We start from the raw sequence: 18,471 nt of genomic DNA, 5'->3' as shown, positions 1-18,471 counted from the left end.
CAACGGAAGGAGTCGCTATGCCAAGTGAGAAAGCACAGGTCGGATCGGTGTGGACACGGCCGCGCCGCGGTCGCGAGCAGCCCGCGCTGACCAGGGAACAGATCGTCGCCACGGCCGTGCAGCTGCTGGACGCGGAGGGAATGGAGGCGTTGAGCATGCGCACCCTCGGCGCGCGGCTCAACGCGGGCGCCACCTCGCTCTACCGGCACGTGGCCAACCGGGACGAGCTGATCGAGCTGGTGGTCGACGAGGTGTACGGCGAGATCCGGGTGCCGAAGATCGACGACCCCAAGCAATGGCGCGCGGCGACAGTGGAATTCGCGGGCAGCCTGCGCGCCATGATCCTCGGCCACCCGTGGATGGCCTCGACGCTCGGCCACGTCGGGCTGTCCTACCTCGGGCCGAATGTCATGCGGATGACCGATGATTCGGCCGCGCTGTTCGAGGTCGGCGGCTTCGCGGCGGTGGAAATGGGCGACGCCGTCGGCGCCGTCACCAGCTATGTTGTCGGCTGTGGCATTACCGAGGCCGCCTGGCTCGCCCTGCTCGCGCGCAGCGGCCAGACCGAACAGGAAATGGTCGACAGCCTGCGCCCCGCCGCCGAAGCGGCCGCGAAAGACTTTCCGCGCCTGCAAGGTTCGGGCGGGGAGGACGATCTGTCGGCCGATCCGAAGGTGGTCCGCGACCGGAAGTTCGGCTACGGACTCGATCGGATCCTGGACGGGCTCGAGGCGCACCGGGACGCGTGAGCCGCGGCCGATTGTCGGGGCCTCCTGGCATGCTGTCCACCATGACGGCAGGTCAGGAGAAGTCGGTGGTCGGCGAGATCGATTGGGTGAAGGTGGTCTTCGAATTGCCCCGTGCCGACAGCGAATGGCCTCCTGTCGGCACGGAGAGCATGTGGGCGATGCGCCGCGAGGGCGACCGTGCGGAGTTGAACAACATCCCGTTCTTTGTGCGCGGATACGCGTCCGGGGATGTGGTCCGGGTCGAGGCCGACGGCGAGGGCGTGCTGTGGGTCAGGGAGGCTGTCGAGTACTCCGACAATTGCACGATTCGCATCATCCCGGTGGGCGGCGATGGCAGCAGCGAAGCGAGGCAGGCGGTGCTGGATGCGTTCACCCCGCTGGGAGTCGAAGGAGAGGGCCTCGCCCGGTTCAACCTGGTCGCCCTGCATGTGCCTGCCGGTGTGGACATTCGGGCCGTGAAGCAACTGGTGATTCAGGGCGCGGAGGCCGGGCGGTGGCACTACGAGGAAGGCTGTGTGACGGATGCGTGGCGTGCGGCGGGATAAGTAGTTCACACACGGCGATCCCTCGGCGCGGTTGCCGGGCCGAGGGATCGCCGATGACTCAGGCGGCGACGGTGACCGGTTCGTCGGCGAACTGGGTGCGGTACAGCTCGGCGTAGCGGCCGTCGGCGGCCAGGAGTTGGGTGTGCGTGCCGCGTTCGACGACGCGGCCCTGCTCGAGCACGAGGATCTGGTCGGCCGCGCGGATGGTGGACAGGCGGTGCGCGATCACCAGCGCGGTCCGGCCGACCAGTGCCTCTGAAAGCGCTTCCTGCACAGCGGCTTCCGAGGTCGAGTCCAGCGAAGCCGTTGCCTCGTCCAGTATCACCACGCGCGGCTGCTTGAGCAGCAGGCGGGCGATGGTCAGGCGCTGGCGTTCACCGCCGGACAGGCGGTAGCCGCGTTCGCCGACCACCGTGTCGAGACCGTCCGGCAGCGAGGCGACCAGATCGCCTAATCTGGCACGCTCCAACGCATTCCAGAGTTCTGGCTCGTTCGCCTCCGGCCGGGCCAGCAGCAGGTTTCCGCGAATCGTGTCGTGGAACAGGTGCCCGTCCTGGGTGACCAGGCCGACGGTGTCGCGCAGTGACGTGGTGGTCAGGTCGCGCACATCGGTGCCGTTCAACCGGACCGCGCCGCCGTCCACGTCGTAGAGCCGCGAAACCAGCTGGGCGATGGTCGATTTGCCGGCGCCCGAGGAGCCGACGAGCGCCACCAGCTGTCCCGGCTCGGCCCGCAGCGAAACCTGGTGCAGCACATCGACACCGCCGCGGGTGTCCAGCGTCGCCACATCCTCCAGCGAGGCGAGCGAAACCTTGTCGGCGGACGGGTAGCCGAAGGTGACATCGTCCAGCTCGACCGCCACCGGCCCGTCCGGCACCGCGACCGCGTCGGGCGCCTGCTCGATCAGCGGTTTCAGATCGAGCACCTCGAAGACCCGCTCGAAGCTCACCAGCGCGGCCATGACCTCCATCCTGGCGCTGGCCAGCGCGGTCAGCGGGGTGTAGAGCCTGGTCAGCAGCAGCGACAGCGCGACGACCGCGCCGGCGTCCAGCTGCCCGCGCAGCGCGTACCAACCGCCGAGGCCGTAGACCAGCGCGATCGCCAGCGCCGACACCAGCGTCAGCGAGGTGACGAACACCGTCTGCAGCATCGCGGTGCGCACCCCGATATCGCGCACCCGCCGTGCGCGCAGCGCGAACTCGTCGGATTCCTGCTCCGGACGGCCGAACAGCTTCACCAGCGTGGCGCCCGGCGCGGAGAACCGCTCGGTCATCTGGGTGCTCATCGCGGCATTGAGCTTGGACGCCTCGCGCTGCATGCCCGCCAGCCGATTGCCCATCCGCCGGGCCGGGATCACGAACACCGGCAGCAGCACCAGCGCGAGCAGCGTGATCTGCCAGGAGATGCTGACCATCACGCCGAGGGTGAGCGCGAGTGTCACCAGGTTGGCGACCACACCGGACAGCGTGTCGCTGAACGCGCGCTGTGCGCCGATCACATCGTTGTTCAACCGGCTGACCAGCGCGCCGGTGCGGGTACGGGTGAAGAACGCGACGGGCATCTTCTGCACGTGATCGAAAACGGCGGTGCGCAGATCGAGGATCAGCCCCTCGCCGATCCGTGACGACAGCCACCGGATCGCCAGCCCGAGCCCAGCGTCGAAGATCGCGAGCAGCCCGATGACCAGCGCGAGCGTGACGACCACGCGCGGCGCCGCCCCGCCGACGATGTCGTTGACCACCCGCCCCGCCAGCACGGGCGTCGCCACCGCGAGCAGTGCCGCCACCACACTGAACAGCAGGAACGCCCCGATCCGCCGTCGATGCGGCGCCGCGAACGCGACGATGCGCTTGGCGGTGGCCATGCTGAACGGACGCTGCTCATCTGGCGCGTTCGCCCGCCGGTACATCTGGCTGTACGCCACCGATTCGATACTCACTGCTGCTCCTTCAAGTCCCCGCCCATCAAACTCCTGGCCACCGACACTAAGACCTCAACAAAGGTTGAGTGCAAGTCGATTCCGGAGCCGCCACCATTCCGCCCAGAGCGAACAGTTGCCTGGTCAGCCCACCAACCGGCCGGGCACCGCCTGGGCGTCGAACACCGAGCGCAGTCGAATGGCCGCGCGATACACCGAAACCAGCGGCCATCTGACGGCGCTCGTCAGCTCGGGTTTGCTGAGCGCGCTCGCATCATCCCGGCGTCGGTCATGTGGCTGTCGCGCTCAATGGGCGTATCGGTCCTGCGGCATAGGCTGGCGGGGTGACCGAGGAGCGGATGGCGCGGGCGTTGCGTGGGCGGATTTCGGGTGAGGTCGACGCGTCGGTGCGGCGGCGGGCGGAGTACTCCTCGGACGCGTCGAACTATCGGGTTCGGCCTGCGCTCGTGGTGTTTCCCCGTGCCGATGAGGATGTGGCGGTCACGCTCGAATTCGCCAGGGGTAACGGGTTGTCGGTGACGGCGCGGGGTGGCGGGACCTCGGTGGCGGGGAATGCGATCGGGACCGGGATCGTGCTCGATTTCAGCAGGCATATGAATCGGGTGCTCGAGCTCGATCCGCAGCGACGGGTGGCGCGGGTGCAACCCGGGGTGGTGCTGTCGGAATTGCAGCGGGTCGCGCGGCCGCACGGTGTGCGATTCGGGCCCGACCCGTCGACACAGAACCGGTGCACGCTGGGCGGGATGATCGGCAACAACGCCTGCGGGCCGCGCGCGGTGGCCTGGGGGCGCACCGCGGATACCGTCCAGGAGCTGCGCGTTATCGACGGAACCGGCACAGAGCGGATGCTCGCACACGATCACGCGGTGCTGCCCGGCCTCGCCGAGTTCACCATGGCCAACCTCGCTGTGCTGCGCACCGATCTGGGCCGCTTCGATCGACAGGCCTCCGGCTACGGGCTGGAACATCTACTGCCGGAACGTGGTTCGTCGGTCGCGAAATCCTTCGTCGGGAGCGAGGGCACCTGCGGGCTGCTGCTCGACGCGACGGTCGATCTGGTCTCCCTACCGGGCGCGACGGTGCTCACCGTGCTCGGCTATCCCGATATCGCCACTGCCGCCGATGATGTCGCGGCGGTCATGGCGTGCGGGCCGATCGCCGTGGAGGGTATTGATGCCGGGCTGGTCGATGTCGTGCGCGCGCATCGGGGTGCCGTCCCGGAACTGCCGCGCGGCACCGGCTGGCTGTTCGTGGAAACCGCGGGTGCGAGCCGGGCCGAAGCGATCGCGGCAGCCGAACAGCTGTGCCGTACGGCCGGTGCGTTGGAGTCCCGCATCGTCACCGATCCCGTTGCCGCCGCGGCGCTCTGGCATATACGGGCCGATGGCGCTGGGCTGGCGGGTCGCACGCCGGACGGTCATCCGGCCTGGCCCGGCTGGGAAGACGCCGCGGTACCGCCGCAACACCTCGGGGCGTACTTGCGCGATTTCGCGGAGCTGACCAGCAAGCACGGCGTGAACGGCCTGCTCTACGGCCACATCGGCGACGGCTGCATCCACGTGCGCCTCGACCTGCCGATCGCCGATGCGCCGCAACGTTTTCGATCGTTCCTGTTCGACGCCGCCGAGCTCGTCGTCAGCCATGGCGGTTCGCTCTCCGGCGAGCACGGCGACGGACGCGCGCGCTCGGAGCTGCTCTCCCTCATGTACTCCCGCGAGGCGCTCGACGTATTCGCCGGATACAAGGCGCTTTTCGATCCGGACAACATCCTGAACCCGGGGATACTCGTCGACCCACGTCCGGTCGACGCCGATCTGCGCGTCGCCGGATTGAAACCGCTACCGCTGGCAGGAGGATTCGCCCTCCCGCACGACGGCGGCGATCTGTCGACCGCGGTGCACCGATGCGTCGGCGTCGGCAAATGCCGCGCCGATACCAGCTCGGCCGGCGGCTTCATGTGCCCGTCCTACCTGGCCACGTCCGACGAAAAGGACAGCACTCGAGGCAGAGCCAGGGTCCTGCAAGAAGTCGTCCGCGGCGCCATCCCCTGGACCTCCCCCGCCGTCGCCGAATCCCTCGATCTCTGCCTGTCCTGCAAGGCATGCCGCTCCGACTGCCCTGCCGGCGTCGACATGGCCACCTACAAATCCGAAGCCCTGTACCAGCGGTATCGCCGCCGCCCCCGCCCCATCGATCACTACGCCCTGGGTTGGCTACCGCGCTGGCTGGCCGGTGCAACCCGAGTGCCGCGCTTGGCCAACGCCATATCCAGCATCGACTGGCTGCGCCGAATCGGATTGCGAGCCGCCGGAGTCGACCCCCGCCGCGAGATCCCACGCTTGGCGGACCGGAGCTTCCGCCACATCTGGCGCGATGCGGGCGGGGAGGCGACTCGAATACGACCGCTTGCTCAGCCTGCCGGGCTCGGGGGCCTGCATGCGAGCCCCTGGCGCCATACTGCGGATGCGATAACCGAACGTGGGGTCGCCGACACGGTCACCGGTCGGGACAGTACGGGATCTGCTGCCGACTGGAGCGCGAATCCTGTTGCTGGACACCAGGAGTCATCCCCGTCGACGTCGTTGTCCACGGGGGGAGCATCTGCCGCGGGACAGTCCGGGCCAGGCGAGGTGATGCTCTGGATCGATACGTTCACCGACGCCTTCGAGCCCGAGATCGCGCTGGCCGCAGTCGAATTGATCGAATCGCTCGGGTATCGGGTGCGGATTCCCGCGCGGCGGGTGTGCTGCGGGCTCACCTGGATCAGCACCGGTCAGCTCGATGGAGCGCGTGCCAAGCTGCGGGCCACCTTGGCGGAGTTGGATGAGCATGTGCGCGCGGGCGGCATCGTCGTCGGGCTGGAGCCGTCGTGCACCGCGGTGTTGCGTTCGGATCTCCCGGAGCTGCTGCCAGACGATCCGCGCGCGGCGGCCACCGCGGCGGCGGTGCGCACACTTGCCGAGTTCTTGGCCGAGCATCCGCAGTGGCAGCCGCCCCTGCGCACCGGACAGCCGGTGGTGGTGCAGCCGCATTGTCATCAGCACGCGATTATGGGATTCGATACCGACCGCAAGTTATTGAAGAAGGTCGGTGTGCATGTGACCGAAATCACCGGATGCTGTGGTCTTGCCGGAAACTTCGGAATGCAGCAGGGCAAATACGACATTTCTGTCGCGGTGGCCGAGAACGGCCTACTGCCCGCATTACGCGAGGCGCCGGAGAATGCGATCGTGCTCGCCGACGGGTTCTCCTGCCGCACGCAGGCCGCTCAGCTGGCGGGCAGGAAGGGCCTACATCTCGCGCGATTCCTGTTGGGCCGGTGAGATTTTCGCGCCCCGACGACACCGGCGGGGCGCGACGCGCCCTCAGCTGCCGAACGGCAGCGTGCCAGGCGGAATCTGATAACCCGAGCTACCCGCGGAAACTCCGCCCCACGCATTGAGTAACCAGTTGAGCAAATTGGTAATCATTCGAAACCTCCATCATGGCGACTGCCAGCTGTTTGCCGAACGAACCACTATCGCCACCGCAATTAGTCGCGTTACAAAGTACCGAGTGCCTCCCGCGGCGCTGAACCGGGCTGCTCGATATTCCCGAACCCGTTGTGCGCGAACCGACTTGACTTCGGACGCGGCACACCCGTCGAGCAGGCCGCCCCGATGAGCAAGAATGGTCCGATGCGCAGCGGTTTGATCGACTCGGCGAGCCACGCGGGTCTGTCCCGCACGGTGACGTCCGACCGGCCGATCGATCTCGCCGCCACCATCGCACCGCTGAGCCGAGGCACCGGCGACCCGTGCCACCAGAGCACCCGCGACGGCGCGCACTGGCACGCCTCGCGGATGCCGACCGGCCCGGTCACCTACCGGTTGACCCAGGCCGGCCCGAACGCGGTCGACGCCCGCGCCTGGGGTGCCGGCGCCGCCGAATTCCTCGACCGCCTCGACCACATGCTGTGCCTGGACGAAGACCTCTCCGGCTTCGCCCCCGACCATCCGAAGATCGCCGAAGCGCACCGCCGCTTCCCCGGACTGCGCATGCTGCGCACCGGCTTGGTCTTCGAGGCGCTGGTACCCGCGGTGCTCGAACAAAAGGTGCACACCGTCTCCGCCCGCGCTTCGTGGCGAAAACTGGTGCGGCAGTTCGGTGCACCCGCACCCGGCCCCGCGCCCGCCGGTCTGCTGCTCCCGCCGGACGCCGATGGCTGGCGCCGCATTCCGTCGTGGACCTTCCACCGAGCCAACGTCGGACCGCAGCGCGCACAGACCATCGTGCGTGCGGCGAGGGTGGCGAGCTCACTCGAACAGTCGGCCGGTGTCGATCCCGCCGAGGCCGCACGCCGATTGCGCACCGTACCCGGTATCGGCGTGTGGACCGCCGCCGAGATCGGCCAGCGCGCCTTCGGTGACGCGGATGCGCTGTCCGTCGGGGACTTTCACCTCGCGGCCATCGTCGGCTGGACGCTGCTCGGACATCCGATCGACGACGACGCGATGGTCGAATACCTGAAACCCCTTCGGCCGCACCGTTATCGGGCGGTCCGCCTGCTCGAGATCAGCGGCCAGGCGCACAAGCCGAAGTTCGGCCCACGCACCCCGCTCACCGATCACACCTGGCACTGACGGTTTTCTACTGCGGTAGCGCGCGTTCGTCCAGTACGCACCGTCCGGCCTCGACCAAGGTGGTCCGTGCCCTGCGGCGCACCCGGCAGCGGTCGACGGTGCAGTCGATGTGTAATTGCATTGCGGCATGGGCTTGTTCGGCGGTGAGTTCGCCCGGATCCCGTACGCAGATCAGCAGCGCGTTCATCACGCGGCCTGCCATGGCGACTGCCACACCGCCATGCCGACCGCTTCCAGCGGCGAGAGCCCGACCTCATCGGCGAACCCATCGATGGCGTCGAGTAACGGTGGCACCACATCGGCAACCTGCATTGCCGCGACCGCTTGGGCACACGTTAAAGTGCGACCGGGCAAATAGGACACCACCCAGCTTTCCTGTCCGACGCTGCGGGCTCGGTGCGGAGAAAGATCACTGGTCATCAACGACGACCCTATGACGTGTACAGCCATGACTCCTCGTTCCTGGTGAGATGTATTGGGTGCCCGGAGGTTTCGCAGAATGGGAGGGAACGACGGGCCTGCTCGGCTCCGGGCACACGGCTAGCACACCATCCGCGCGTACCCGGGGTGCCGCCCTTGCTGGATATCCAAAGATTTGGCGCGAATTCCCAGCACGACAACCAACCGGGAGAGGAAGATTCTCCATAGTGGACGAAAGACCCTTGTGCCCTTGAAGAGCCTTCCACCCAAGCGAAGTCACGGGGAACCGAGCTTGTGGGTCGCCCCGTGCGCGTTCGGGTGAGCATCCGAGCACAGAACGGAGCCCTGCTGTGTCAGCGAGATCGGCAAGAGCGTCACTGAATTCGGAAAGTCCGGCCAGGAGTAGCGATTCCGACAGCGCCTCCTCCACCCTGCCCCGCCGCCAGCTCGGCCGCTACCTACGCGACTGGCGCACCCAGGCCGGCCTCACCATCGCCGAGGCATCGCGCCTGATGGAATGGGGCGCAAGCACGCTGCAGCGCCTCGAAAAAGGTCAAGCCGACCGCATCCGCACCATCGATATCCAAGAACTCTGCCGCATCTACGGCATCCCCGACACCGTCACCGACGGCCTCAAAGGCCTAGCCCAACAAGCCGCCGTCAAAAGCTGGTGGCACGCCTACGGCGACCTCATCCCCGAAAACTTCGACGTCTACGTGGGTCTGGAGGCCTCGGCCCAACAGCTGACGGCCTACCAATCCGAACTGGTGCTCGGCCTGTTGCAGACCGCAGACTATGCGAGAGCGCTGAATCGCCTTGGATACCCGGATGATTCGGATACCGAGATCGAACGCCGGGTACAGCTGCGGCTGCAGCGCCAAGCCCTGATCACAAGGAAGGTGTCGCCTGCCACCTTGGATGTGGTGTTGGACGAATCAGTGTTGCGCCGGGCGGTCGGTGGTGCAAAAGTGATGGCGGCACAGCTGCGCCATCTCGCCGATATGAGTACACGGCCGAACGTTTCATTGCGTATCCTCCCGTTCGCGGCCGGCGTCCCACTAGGAGACACAACTGGACCGTTCACGGTGCTGACGTTCGGCACCGACGGCAAGGGTCAGCCGATAGAGCCACCGGTGGTGTACGCGGAGGGCTTCACCGGAGATCTCTATCTCGAACGACCCGCCGATGTTCGGCGATATCTCCAGGCACATGTGTGCCTCCAGCGTCATGCGCTGGATGTCCAACCCAGTAGACACCTGCTTCGGCAGGTAGCGAAGGAGTGCGCGACATGAGTAGTGATCTGGCGGGGGCACATTGGTTCAAGAGCACCCGCAGCGGTACCAAAGACTGTGTGGAAGTGGCGTTTCTAGCTGATGGCCGGGTCGGTGTGCGTGACAGTAAGAACCCGAACATTCCGGCGCTGGTGTTCACCGCCCAGGATTGGCAGGGGTTCACCGCGCGGGTAACCGAGGGTGCCTTTGAGCTGAGCTGAGTGTGGGGAGTCGAGTGACCGGCGTCCGTCCCGGGCGCGTCACGTCGGTCACTCGCTTGTCGTGTTCGCCCGCATTTCAGCGATCTTTCCCAAGAACCGTGTTGCTGCGGTGGCACCCGACTGGTCCGGAACACGATCGAACACCGACCGGGCATGGTCCGCGTCTCTGGTCGCTTCATTCAATCGACCCAGGTCAGCGAGTGCTTTGGCCCGGACCATCAGAGATCGTCCCTGCCACAGCGGTATTCCGGTCTCGGTCGCGAGTGTCAATGCTTCGCTTGCCTGCGTAACCGCAAGTTCGGGCAGCCCTTTGCCGTGGGTGATTGCCGCACGCATAAACAGAGCTGTCACTTGTCCGTCTTCATAGCCGATTCGTTCGGCCAGCATCAGATGTTCATGCGCGATGGGCTCAGCCGCACGAAAAGCTTTGCGTTCCAGTAGAACTTCCTGCAGTGCGACCATCGCATTGACTTGCCCGCGCGGATTGTGGTTCGACTTGTAGAGCTCCAGAGCTCTGCGGGCTGATGACTCCGCGTTGTCGAGATCGCCGCCGAGTCGCTGCGCCCAGCTCAGGGCTCGCACCGCTTCAGCGCGAAGATGAGCGGCCCCAGCGTCAATAGCTGCTCGCTCGGCTGCGGCGGCGAGCACGCCAGCTCGATCGAAGTCGCCGGATCGAATATGATCCCACGCCATTGAGGACAATGCATCACTCTCACCTGCCGGGAGACCGAGCTGCCGATAAAGGTCGAGGGCTATCTGCGCGTTCTCTGCGACTGTACGGCGATCTCCGTGGGTGGACGCCGCGGTCAGGATGGCCAACAGTGTGTCAGCTACTCCCTTTTTGTCGCCCAGCCCCTCGAACCTGTTCTTGGCGTCTTCGAAGAACCGGGTGGCTTCCTCCCAACGAGTCCGAGAGAAGGCGAGCCGTCCGGCTAGATAGGCTGCGCGTGCCAGCAGTTGGTCCATGCCGATCGCCGCGAGTCTCGTATCTTGTTCGGCGACCAGCGCAAGATGAAGCTGCGCCGTACCGGAATCCTGGCTCAAGATCGCCTTCTCGGTCTGGGTTGCCCACCATTCGGCTTGGCGTGTATCGCCAATCGCGAACCGATGGTATGCCTCCTCCAGTGGCTGGCCTATTTCATTGAAGTATTCGGCGGCCATGCGGTGCAGGCGGATGAGCTGGCGTGGCGCTCGCTGTTCGAGTTCCGACAGGACAGCTTGCCTGATCAGTGCGTGAATCTGCAGCTTGCCGTTGGTGCTCTGAACGAATGAATGACGCCTGAATCGACTGAACCAGTCGTGCGGAAGGTCATCTCCGGAAACAAGTTCCGATAGCAGCTCTTCGGTCAGTTGTCGCGGTACTACGGCCGCTCTCAAGGCCTTCTCCTGAGCAGGCGATAAGCGCTCGAGGAAGGTTTCGGTCAGCCAGTTCTCTACCGGGCGCCCTGCCGCTTCGCGGCGCAACAGTTCGGGAGTGAGAGCCGTGCCCTGCCGCTCCAACTCGCCGTTCCATTCGGCGAGCAGCGCCAGCCACATCGGCATTCCGTGGCATAGGCGGTGCGCCTCAGCCACCAACGCCTGATCGGTAATTCCGCACGAGCGAAGGAATTCGACCGTGTGTGCTGATTCCCAGTGGGTCAGTTCGAACACTTCGGCCTCGATCCCTAGAGATTGTGGTGGTTTGTCCCGGCCCGCAATCACCAGCTTGATGTGCGGATTACAACTGGTCAGCCTGAGGAGTACGGCATGAGTGAACCAGTGGCTGAGCGGCGGTTGATGCGAAATCCGCTCCCGTGCAACGTCATCCAGCAGGAAGAGCAATTCGCTGGTGTCAATCAGGAGCATTCCTGGGTGCGTTACCTGGCGGGCAACATCAACCAGAGCGGAAACCAGTTGCCGACGATAGGCGGTGAATGCCTCGGGACTTGGCCCAGCGATCACCTGCGTCTGGTTACCGGTGATTGCACTGTGCCCCTTGGCCTGCAGGAGTATTTGAACGTCGCTTGATCGCAGAAGGTCTACGGCCTTTGATGCAGCTTCGGTATATTGCCGCTCCAATCGGTGGGATTGCGCCCACCCGGCCATGGCCCCAGCGATCTGGGCCAATAGTTCACCCGCCGGGCCCTGTGGTCTGTCGATGTGATCGGTCGCGATCACTGACGACAGGTCGATTATGAAGCCACGTCCGTCGGGAACCCGTGTCGCCAGCTCAGAGATCAACCGAGACTTGCCCATCCCCGCGACGCCCCACAGCATGAAGATCTGACGGTCCGACCCGACGAACCGTTCGAACGCAGACAAGATCTCGTCGCGATCGGTGAAGCTCCCCACCCAGGCCACGATCCGTGCAACCCTCCGTCAGAGGACCCCTTTGCACAGTATTTTGGCACTTATCAACCCGCTGAACACCGGGATGGACCGATGAATCTTCGAACCACCGCGGCGGCAGCTGCCGCGCTGAACCTGCTCACCATCCTCGCGAGCGTGGTGGTCAACAAGGTCACGTCGTTCAGTGACTGGCGGTGGATTGTGGTCGGGTCAGCGGTGTTAACCGTGATGACGGCGTCAATTTGTGCACTTGCCTGGCGGATCGAGCGAAATCGAGCGGTACGCAATCGCACCACCGTCAAGATCTCCGCGAAGGATCGTTCTTCGATCACCGGTTCGGCGGTCAGTGCCCAGGGCGGCGCCGGTATCGAGCTTTCAGCCAGCACAGCCTCGAAGCTGCGGCGGAACAAGGTAAAGGCGGCGGCGGCCCAGGTCGATCTGCGCGCGGCCGATCGCAGCCGGATCAGCGACCAGCATATCGACGCTGACAGCTGAGGTGAATCAGCAAGTCGAGTAACAGTTTTCGCAGCTGATCGATGATCTAGGCTGACAGCTCTAGACCCTGTCGAAGGAGTTCATATCGTGAGCGTCAACGAGGGTGCGAAGGTGAGTCTGTCCGGTGCGACCTGGCTCCGTGCCAGCGATGATCCAACGGAAGACGGCGTCGAGGTCGCGATGCTGGCGGAGGGACACGTCGCGCTGCGGGACAGTAGGCAGCCAGACGGTCCGGTGCTGATCTTTACTCCGGGTGAGTGGACGGCCTTCACCGCCGGTGCGCGTGACGGGGAGTTCGATCGGCCCAAGTAGCTGTCGCCAATGGCTGAGCTCCAGCGACCTGCAGTGACCAACCGCGAGCGGATGATCACGAAATGGAACAGATTCGGCCACAGGTTGGGGTTTGCCGTGGACGAACAGGGGTAGACATACCTTGTGGACCGTGGGATCAAGAATTCGCGTCCCCGGTATCGGAAGCTGGGGCCCGGCGATTGGGTGGAATGGCTGATCGTCGTGTTGCTCTTCGCGGTGTCATCGGTGGGCGTCTTCGTACTCACCAGCTCCGTGCTGTCGGCCTTACTCGTCGGTGCGCTGGTGTGGCTGGTCGCCGTCGGTGTGGTCGCGACAATATAAGGCGGGTGCGCCGGACCGGCCGGGAGCAATCCCCGGCCGGTTGTCGGGTCAGCGACGGAAGAGCTTGTTGCCCAGCCAGACCAGCGGGTCGTACTTGGTATCGGCCACCCGCTCCTTGAGCGGGATCAGCGCGTTGTCGGTGATCTTGATGTGTTCCGGGCAGACCTCGGTGCAGCACTTGGTGATGTTGCAGTAGCCGAGGCCGTGCTCGTCCTGCGCCATCTCGCGCCGGTCCGCGACGTCGAGCGGATGCATCTCCAGTTCGGCGATGCGCATGAGGAACCGCGGCCCGGCGAAGGACTGCTTGTTCTCCTCGTGATCGCGCACCACGTGACAGGTGTTCTGGCACAGGAAACATTCGATGCACTTGCGGAACTCCTGCGAGCGCTCCACATCGATCTGCTGCATCCGGTAGTCCCCCGGCTTCAGATCGGCCGGTGGCGTGAACGACGGAATCTCGCGCGCCTTCTGGTAATTGAAGGACACATCGGTAACCAGATCCTTGACCACCGGGAAGGTGCGCATCGGGGTCACCGTGATCACCTCGGCCTCGGTGAACGTCGACATGCGCGTCATGCAGAGCAGCCGCGGCCGCCCGTTCACCTCCGCGGAGCAGGATCCGCACTTGCCCGCCTTGCAGTTCCACCGCACCGCGAGATCCGGCGCCTGCGTGGCCTGCAGCCGGTGGATGATGTCGAGCACCACCTCACCCTCGTTCACCAGGACGGTGAAGTCGTGCAGTTCGCCGCCGTCGAGGTCGCCGCGCCACACCCGGAATTTGGCGTCGTAACCCATGGCTACGCCTCTCCCTCGGTCGTTTTCCCGGCCGTCGCCGGATGTCCGGCGAGTTCGGCTGGGGTGTAGTACTTTTCGAGCTCGCCGAGATCGAACAGGGCGAGCAGTTCCGGCCGCATCGGGGTCTGATCCTTCGGCGTCACAGTGACGGCGGGGATGGTCTGGCCCGCGGTGCCCGGATCGATCGCGCAGACGAGCAACCTGTTGCGCCAGTCGGGATTCATCGACGGGTGATCGTCGCGGGTGTGCCCGCCGCGACTTTCGGTACGCTGCAACGCCGCTTCGGCCACGCATTCGCTGACCAGCAGCATGTTCTGCAGATCGAGCGCGAGGTGCCAGCCCGGATTGAACTGCCGATGTCCCTCGACGATCACCTGCGCGAAGCGGGTCCGCAGCTCCGCGAGCTTGGTCAGCGCCTCGCGGACCTCCTGCTCCTTGCGGATGATGCCGACCAGATCGTTCATCGCCTGCTGCAGATCGGTGTGCAGGGTGTACGGGTTCTCGCCCGCGCCCTCGGCGGGCGGATCGAACGGCGCGAGTGCGACCTTCGCGGCCGCGGCGACATCGGCGTCGGAGACCGACGGCCGGGCAGCGAGACCCTCGACATAGGCGGACGCGCCGAGCCCGGCCCGGCGGCCGAACACCAGCAGATCCGACAGCGAGTTGCCGCCGAGCCGGTTCGAGCCGTGCATACCGCCGGAACACTCACCGGCGGCGAACAATCCGGGCACGGTGGCCGCGCCGGTATCGGGATCGACCTCGACGCCGCCCATCACGTAGTGGCAGGTCGGACCGACTTCCATCGGCTCCTTCGTGATGTCTACGTCCGCGAGCTCTTTGAACTGGTGGTGCATGGACGGCAGCCGCCGCACGATCTCCTCGGCGGGCATCCGCGAGGCGATATCGAGGTAGACGCCGCCGTGTGGTGTGCCGCGCCCGGCCTTGACCTCCTCGTTGATCGCCCTGGCGACTTCGTCGCGCGGCAGCAGGTCGGGGGTGCGGCGCGCGGAGTCGTTGTCGCGCAACCACTGATCGGCCTCGGCCTCGGTTTCGGCGTACTGGCCCTTGAACACCGGCGGGATGTAATCGAACATGAACCGCTTGCCCTCGGTGTTCTTGAGGACGCCGCCGTCACCGCGCACACCTTCGGTGACCAGGATGCCCTTCACGCTGGGCGGCCACACCATGCCGGTGGGATGGAACTGCAGGAATTCCATATTGATCAGCGTCGCCCCGGCGCGCAGCGCGAGCGCGTGCCCGTCGCCGGTGTACTCCCACGAGTTGGAGGTCACCTTGTAGGACTTGCCGATGCCGCCCGTCGCCAGCACCACGGCGGGCGTTTCGAAGAGGATGAACCGCCCCGATTCGCGCCAGTAGCCGAACGCGCCGGAGATCCGGTCGCCGTCCTTGAGCAGTTCGGTGATGGTGCATTCGGCGAAAACCTTGATGCGCGATTCGTAGTCGCCGGTTTCCGCGAAGTCCTCCTGCTGCAGCGAGACGATCTTCTGCTGCATGGTGCGAATGATCTCCAGCCCGGTGCGGTCGCCGACGTGCGCGAGCCGCGGGTAGGTGTGACCGCCGAAGTTGCGCTGGCTGATTCGCCCGTCCGCGGTCCGATCGAACAGCGCCCCATAGGTTTCCAGCTCCCACACCCGATCGGGCGCCTCCTGCGCGTGCAGTTCGGCCATCCGCCAGTTGTTGAGGAACTTGCCACCACGCATGGTGTCCTTGAAATGGGTTTGCCAGTTGTCCTTTTCGTTGGCATTGCCCATCGAGGCGGCGCAACCGCCCTCGGCCATCACGGTGTGTGCTTTGCCGAACAGCGACTTGCACACCACCGCGACGGAAAGCCCGTGTTCCCTGGCCTCGATCACCGCCCGCAATCCGGCGCCACCGGCACCGATCACGACGACGTCGTACTTGTGCCGTTCCACTTCTGGCATGGCCGCGAATACTCCTGAGGTTTAGTGTGCGGTCAGTTGATGAACCGCAGGTCCTTGATGGTGTCGCTGGCAACCAACATCACGTAGAAGTCGGTGAGCACGAGGGTGCCGAGTGTGGTCCAGGCCAGCGCCATGTGGCGGGTGTTGAGCTTGGAGACCTGGGTCCAGAACCAGTACCGCACCGGATGCGCGGAGAAGTGCTTGAGCCGTCCGCCCGCGATATGCCTGCACGAGTGGCAGGACAGTGTGTAGGCCCACAGCAGGATGACGTTGCCGAGCAGGACGAGATTGCCGAGGCCGAAACCGAATCCGCCGGTCTTGCCGTGGAAGGCGATGATCGCGTCGTAGGTGTTGATCAGCGAGACGATGACCGCGACGTAGAAGAAGTAGCGGTGCACGTTCTGGATGATCAGCGGCAGCCGCGTCTCACCGGTGTACTTGGCGTGCGGTTCGGCGACGGCGCAGGCCGGCGGGGAGAACCACACCGCGCGGTAGTAGGCCTTGCGGTAGTAGTAGCAGGTCAACCGGAACCCGAGCAGGAACGGCAGCACGAGGAAGCCGAGCGGGAGGATCTTCGGCAGTTCGCCGAACCAGGCGCCGAAGTGCCGCGCGCCCTCGACGCACGAGGTACTCACGCATGGCGAATAGAACGGCGTCAGATAGTGATAGTCGTCTACCCAATATGCCGTTCGCACATAGGCTCTGATGGTCGCGTAGATGACGAACGCGGCCAGGCCGACCACGGTGATGAGTGGTGGCACCCACCAGCGATCGGTGCGCAACGTGCGTTCGGTGATTCGGGCCCTGGTCTTGCTGAAAACGCCGGTCCCCGTTTCCGGGGTGACGGTCGGTGCGGCACTCACAGGTGGATGCCTCGCTGATCTGCTGTGCGGGGCTGGTCATCGCCTCCGCAATCCGATGTGATGCTGAGCACCATACGACACCCTAGCTATCGCGTGAGCGGGGTCCCGGCAAACCCAACCCGTCGGAATGCCCGTGATTTGCGCCACATCAACTGGATTCGCGTCGGGTTTCGCTCGGCAGTGAACCGACCGCAAATGTTTCGAAGTCGACTAAAACAGAACAGGATTCGAGCGGCTATCCGGAAATGGAAACTTCGGGTCGTATTTTTGGGTCGTCGATCGTCATACGACGGCAACAATCCTGTGGTCATCTCTTCTCGAATAACTACCCGCTGACGTGCGCCGATGCGGATCAGTACCAGTCTTGGCCGGAGGGAGACCGAGATGAGAAGAGCCGCGATCGTGGCGCCGGTTCGCACCCCGAGTGGTGTCGAAGGGGGATCGCTCTCCGGTATGCCGCCGGAATGGCTTGCCGCCACCGTCCTCTCGGCGGTGATCGACCGTTCGGGGATAGACCCGTTACGCATCGAGGATGTCGCGATGGCCTGTGTCGACAACGGCAGGACCAGCGCGCCCACGCTCAGCAGGCTGGCCGCGCGCGGCGCCGGGCTGCCGTTCGCCGTGCCCGGATTCCTGACCGACCGCCGCTGCGGCAGCGGTCTGCAGGCGGTGATCACCGCCGCGATGATGGTGCAGACCGGCGCCGCCGATGTGGTGGTGGCGGGCGGCGTCGAATGCGCGGCCGATGCCGTTCTCGCTCAAAGCGATCCGGGCCGGACCGCCGATCTGGCCAACGCCGAGGAGCTGGCCCGCCACTACGGCATACGGCGGGTGGAGGCCGACGAGTTCGCCGTGGCGAGTCATCGCAAGGCGGCCCGAGCCTGGCGGCAGGGCACGTTCTCGGCCGAGGTGATCCCGGTCGGTGTCACCGAGTACGCGCCGGAAACGACGGCGGGACACCGGATCATGCGCGACGAGGGGGTGCGCGAGGATGTCTCGACGCATACGCTCGCCGCGCTGCGACCGCTGATCGCCCATGGCGTGGTGACCACCGGGAATATGAGCGCGCACCGCCACGGCGCGTCCGCCTGCCTGGTGGTCGCGGAGGATCGCCTCGACGAGCTCGGTCTGGCACCGATGGCCTACCTCGTCGGCTGGGCCGCGGCCGGCTGTGATTCGGACACCGCGACGCTCGGTGCCGCGCCCGCGGTCGCGAAACTGCTCGGCCGCACCGGGTTCCGCTTCGACGATCTGGATCTGGTCGAGGTGAACGAGGGGTTCGCGGTGGAAGTGCTTGCGCTGGCGCGGGAATGGGATATCGACCCGCGCGAGCGCCTCAACGTCAACGGGTCGGCTATCGCGCTCGGTCATCCGGTCGGCGCGACCGGGCTGCGCATCATGACGACGATGCTGCACGAACTCTCGCGCACACAGGGCCGCTATGGGCTGGAAGCGATCGCGCTCGGCCACGACCACGGCATCGCCGCGCTGTTCGAGTCGGCGAGCACGGCGGAACAGCCGGTGGCTCCGAGGGGCGCCCGCTTCCACAGTGCTCGTCCCCGCCGCAGCGGCCGCCACCGCGCGTAAAGCGGCCGTACTTCGCTAGGCGTGTTCGGTTCCCGTGCGACGCGCAGACGCCCGTCGTCC

At 65.7% G+C, this 18,471-nt stretch carries 17 protein-coding genes; 10 read left to right on the top strand and 7 right to left on the bottom strand.

Going from position 1 to position 18,471, the window contains the following annotated elements:
- Nucleotides 1–17 precede the first annotated feature (17 nt).
- Both ACIG5A_RS23570 and ACIG5A_RS23565 read left to right on the top strand, forming a co-directional pair.
- Complete coding sequence (locus ACIG5A_RS23570) at nucleotides 18–749, top strand: TetR/AcrR family transcriptional regulator (RefSeq protein WP_397243391.1); 732 nt, start codon at nucleotides 18–20, stop codon at nucleotides 747–749.
- A gap of 29 nt (nucleotides 750–778) precedes the next feature.
- Nucleotides 779–1,294, top strand: coding sequence for a DUF4265 domain-containing protein (locus tag ACIG5A_RS23565; RefSeq protein WP_397243387.1), 516 nt, complete (start codon nucleotides 779–781; stop codon nucleotides 1,292–1,294).
- Nucleotides 1,295–1,352: 58 nt separating this feature from the next.
- Here the strand turns inward: ACIG5A_RS23565 and ACIG5A_RS23560 are convergent, their stop codons facing one another.
- The gene (locus tag ACIG5A_RS23560) at nucleotides 1,353–3,203 is read right to left on the bottom strand and encodes an ABC transporter ATP-binding protein (RefSeq protein WP_397243974.1); all 1,851 of its coding nucleotides are present in this window, start codon (nucleotides 3,201–3,203) and stop codon (nucleotides 1,353–1,355) included.
- A 368-nt stretch (nucleotides 3,204–3,571) separates the two neighbouring features.
- On the opposite strand from ACIG5A_RS23560, the gene ACIG5A_RS23555 reads away from it, so the two are divergent.
- Both ACIG5A_RS23555 and ACIG5A_RS23550 read left to right on the top strand, forming a co-directional pair.
- Nucleotides 3,572–6,556, top strand: a complete 2,985-nt coding sequence (locus tag ACIG5A_RS23555; RefSeq protein WP_397243972.1) for an FAD-binding and (Fe-S)-binding domain-containing protein — start codon at nucleotides 3,572–3,574, stop codon at nucleotides 6,554–6,556.
- 354 nt (nucleotides 6,557–6,910) lie between these two features.
- Entirely contained in the window at nucleotides 6,911–7,855 is a 945-nt protein-coding gene (locus ACIG5A_RS23550) for a DNA-3-methyladenine glycosylase family protein (RefSeq protein ID WP_397243385.1), read from the top strand.
- 7 nt (nucleotides 7,856–7,862) lie between these two features.
- Here the strand turns inward: ACIG5A_RS23550 and ACIG5A_RS23545 are convergent, their stop codons facing one another.
- Together ACIG5A_RS23545 and ACIG5A_RS23540 are read right to left on the bottom strand one after the other, a co-directional pair.
- On the bottom strand, nucleotides 7,863–8,057 hold the full coding sequence (locus ACIG5A_RS23545) for a hypothetical protein (protein WP_397243383.1): 195 nt from the start codon (nucleotides 8,055–8,057) through the stop codon (nucleotides 7,863–7,865).
- Nucleotides 8,042–8,167, bottom strand: a complete 126-nt coding sequence (locus tag ACIG5A_RS23540) for a hypothetical protein (RefSeq protein WP_397243381.1) — start codon at nucleotides 8,165–8,167, stop codon at nucleotides 8,042–8,044. Before ACIG5A_RS23540 ends, ACIG5A_RS23545 begins: the two co-directional genes overlap by 16 nt.
- A gap of 485 nt (nucleotides 8,168–8,652) precedes the next feature.
- On the opposite strand from ACIG5A_RS23540, the gene ACIG5A_RS23535 reads away from it, so the two are divergent.
- Together ACIG5A_RS23535 and ACIG5A_RS23530 are read left to right on the top strand one after the other, a co-directional pair.
- Nucleotides 8,653–9,567, top strand: coding sequence for a helix-turn-helix domain-containing protein (locus ACIG5A_RS23535; RefSeq protein WP_397243970.1), 915 nt, complete (start codon nucleotides 8,653–8,655; stop codon nucleotides 9,565–9,567).
- Entirely contained in the window at nucleotides 9,564–9,767 is a 204-nt protein-coding gene (locus ACIG5A_RS23530; protein WP_397243379.1) for a DUF397 domain-containing protein, read from the top strand. Before ACIG5A_RS23535 ends, ACIG5A_RS23530 begins: the two co-directional genes overlap by 4 nt.
- A gap of 48 nt (nucleotides 9,768–9,815) precedes the next feature.
- Here ACIG5A_RS23530 and ACIG5A_RS23525 read toward each other — a convergent pair whose 3' ends face one another.
- The gene (locus tag ACIG5A_RS23525; RefSeq protein WP_397243377.1) at nucleotides 9,816–12,098 is read right to left on the bottom strand and encodes a hypothetical protein; all 2,283 of its coding nucleotides are present in this window, start codon (nucleotides 12,096–12,098) and stop codon (nucleotides 9,816–9,818) included.
- Between the two features lie 90 nt (nucleotides 12,099–12,188).
- On the opposite strand from ACIG5A_RS23525, the gene ACIG5A_RS23520 reads away from it, so the two are divergent.
- The 3 genes from ACIG5A_RS23520 to ACIG5A_RS23510 all read left to right on the top strand — a co-directional run bounded on the left by ACIG5A_RS23520 (nucleotide 12,189) and on the right by ACIG5A_RS23510 (nucleotide 13,223).
- Nucleotides 12,189–12,590: a hypothetical protein gene (locus ACIG5A_RS23520; protein ID WP_397243375.1), complete on the top strand. Its 402-nt coding sequence runs from the start codon at nucleotides 12,189–12,191 to the stop codon at nucleotides 12,588–12,590.
- An 87-nt stretch (nucleotides 12,591–12,677) separates the two neighbouring features.
- Nucleotides 12,678–12,902, top strand: a complete 225-nt coding sequence (locus ACIG5A_RS23515) for a DUF397 domain-containing protein (RefSeq protein ID WP_397243373.1) — start codon at nucleotides 12,678–12,680, stop codon at nucleotides 12,900–12,902.
- Nucleotides 12,903–13,025: 123 nt separating this feature from the next.
- Entirely contained in the window at nucleotides 13,026–13,223 is a 198-nt protein-coding gene (locus ACIG5A_RS23510) for a hypothetical protein (protein WP_397243371.1), read from the top strand.
- Nucleotides 13,224–13,271: 48 nt separating this feature from the next.
- On the opposite strand, the gene ACIG5A_RS23505 is transcribed toward ACIG5A_RS23510, so the two are convergent.
- Genes ACIG5A_RS23505 through ACIG5A_RS23495 form a run of 3 tightly spaced genes read right to left on the bottom strand, consistent with a single transcriptional unit; the run spans nucleotide 13,272 to nucleotide 16,824 of the window.
- Nucleotides 13,272–14,018, bottom strand: coding sequence for a succinate dehydrogenase/fumarate reductase iron-sulfur subunit (locus ACIG5A_RS23505; protein ID WP_397243369.1), 747 nt, complete (start codon nucleotides 14,016–14,018; stop codon nucleotides 13,272–13,274).
- Nucleotides 14,019–14,020: 2 nt separating this feature from the next.
- A complete protein-coding gene (locus ACIG5A_RS23500; RefSeq protein WP_397243367.1) occupies nucleotides 14,021–15,961 on the bottom strand; it encodes a fumarate reductase/succinate dehydrogenase flavoprotein subunit in 1,941 nt (646 codons plus the stop codon).
- A 32-nt stretch (nucleotides 15,962–15,993) separates the two neighbouring features.
- Entirely contained in the window at nucleotides 15,994–16,824 is an 831-nt protein-coding gene (locus ACIG5A_RS23495) for a hypothetical protein (protein WP_397243365.1), read from the bottom strand.
- Between the two features lie 384 nt (nucleotides 16,825–17,208).
- Between ACIG5A_RS23495 and ACIG5A_RS23490 the strand changes: the two genes are divergently transcribed.
- Entirely contained in the window at nucleotides 17,209–18,411 is a 1,203-nt protein-coding gene (locus ACIG5A_RS23490) for an acetyl-CoA C-acyltransferase (RefSeq protein ID WP_397243363.1), read from the top strand.
- The last annotated feature ends 60 nt before the right edge of the window (nucleotides 18,412–18,471 follow it).

Source organism: Nocardia sp. NPDC052566 (assembly GCF_044547285.1).
Classification (GTDB): domain Bacteria; phylum Actinomycetota; class Actinomycetes; order Mycobacteriales; family Mycobacteriaceae; genus Nocardia.
Note: the sequence above shows the minus strand (reverse complement) of the source record. Positions and strands in the feature narration are given on the sequence as shown.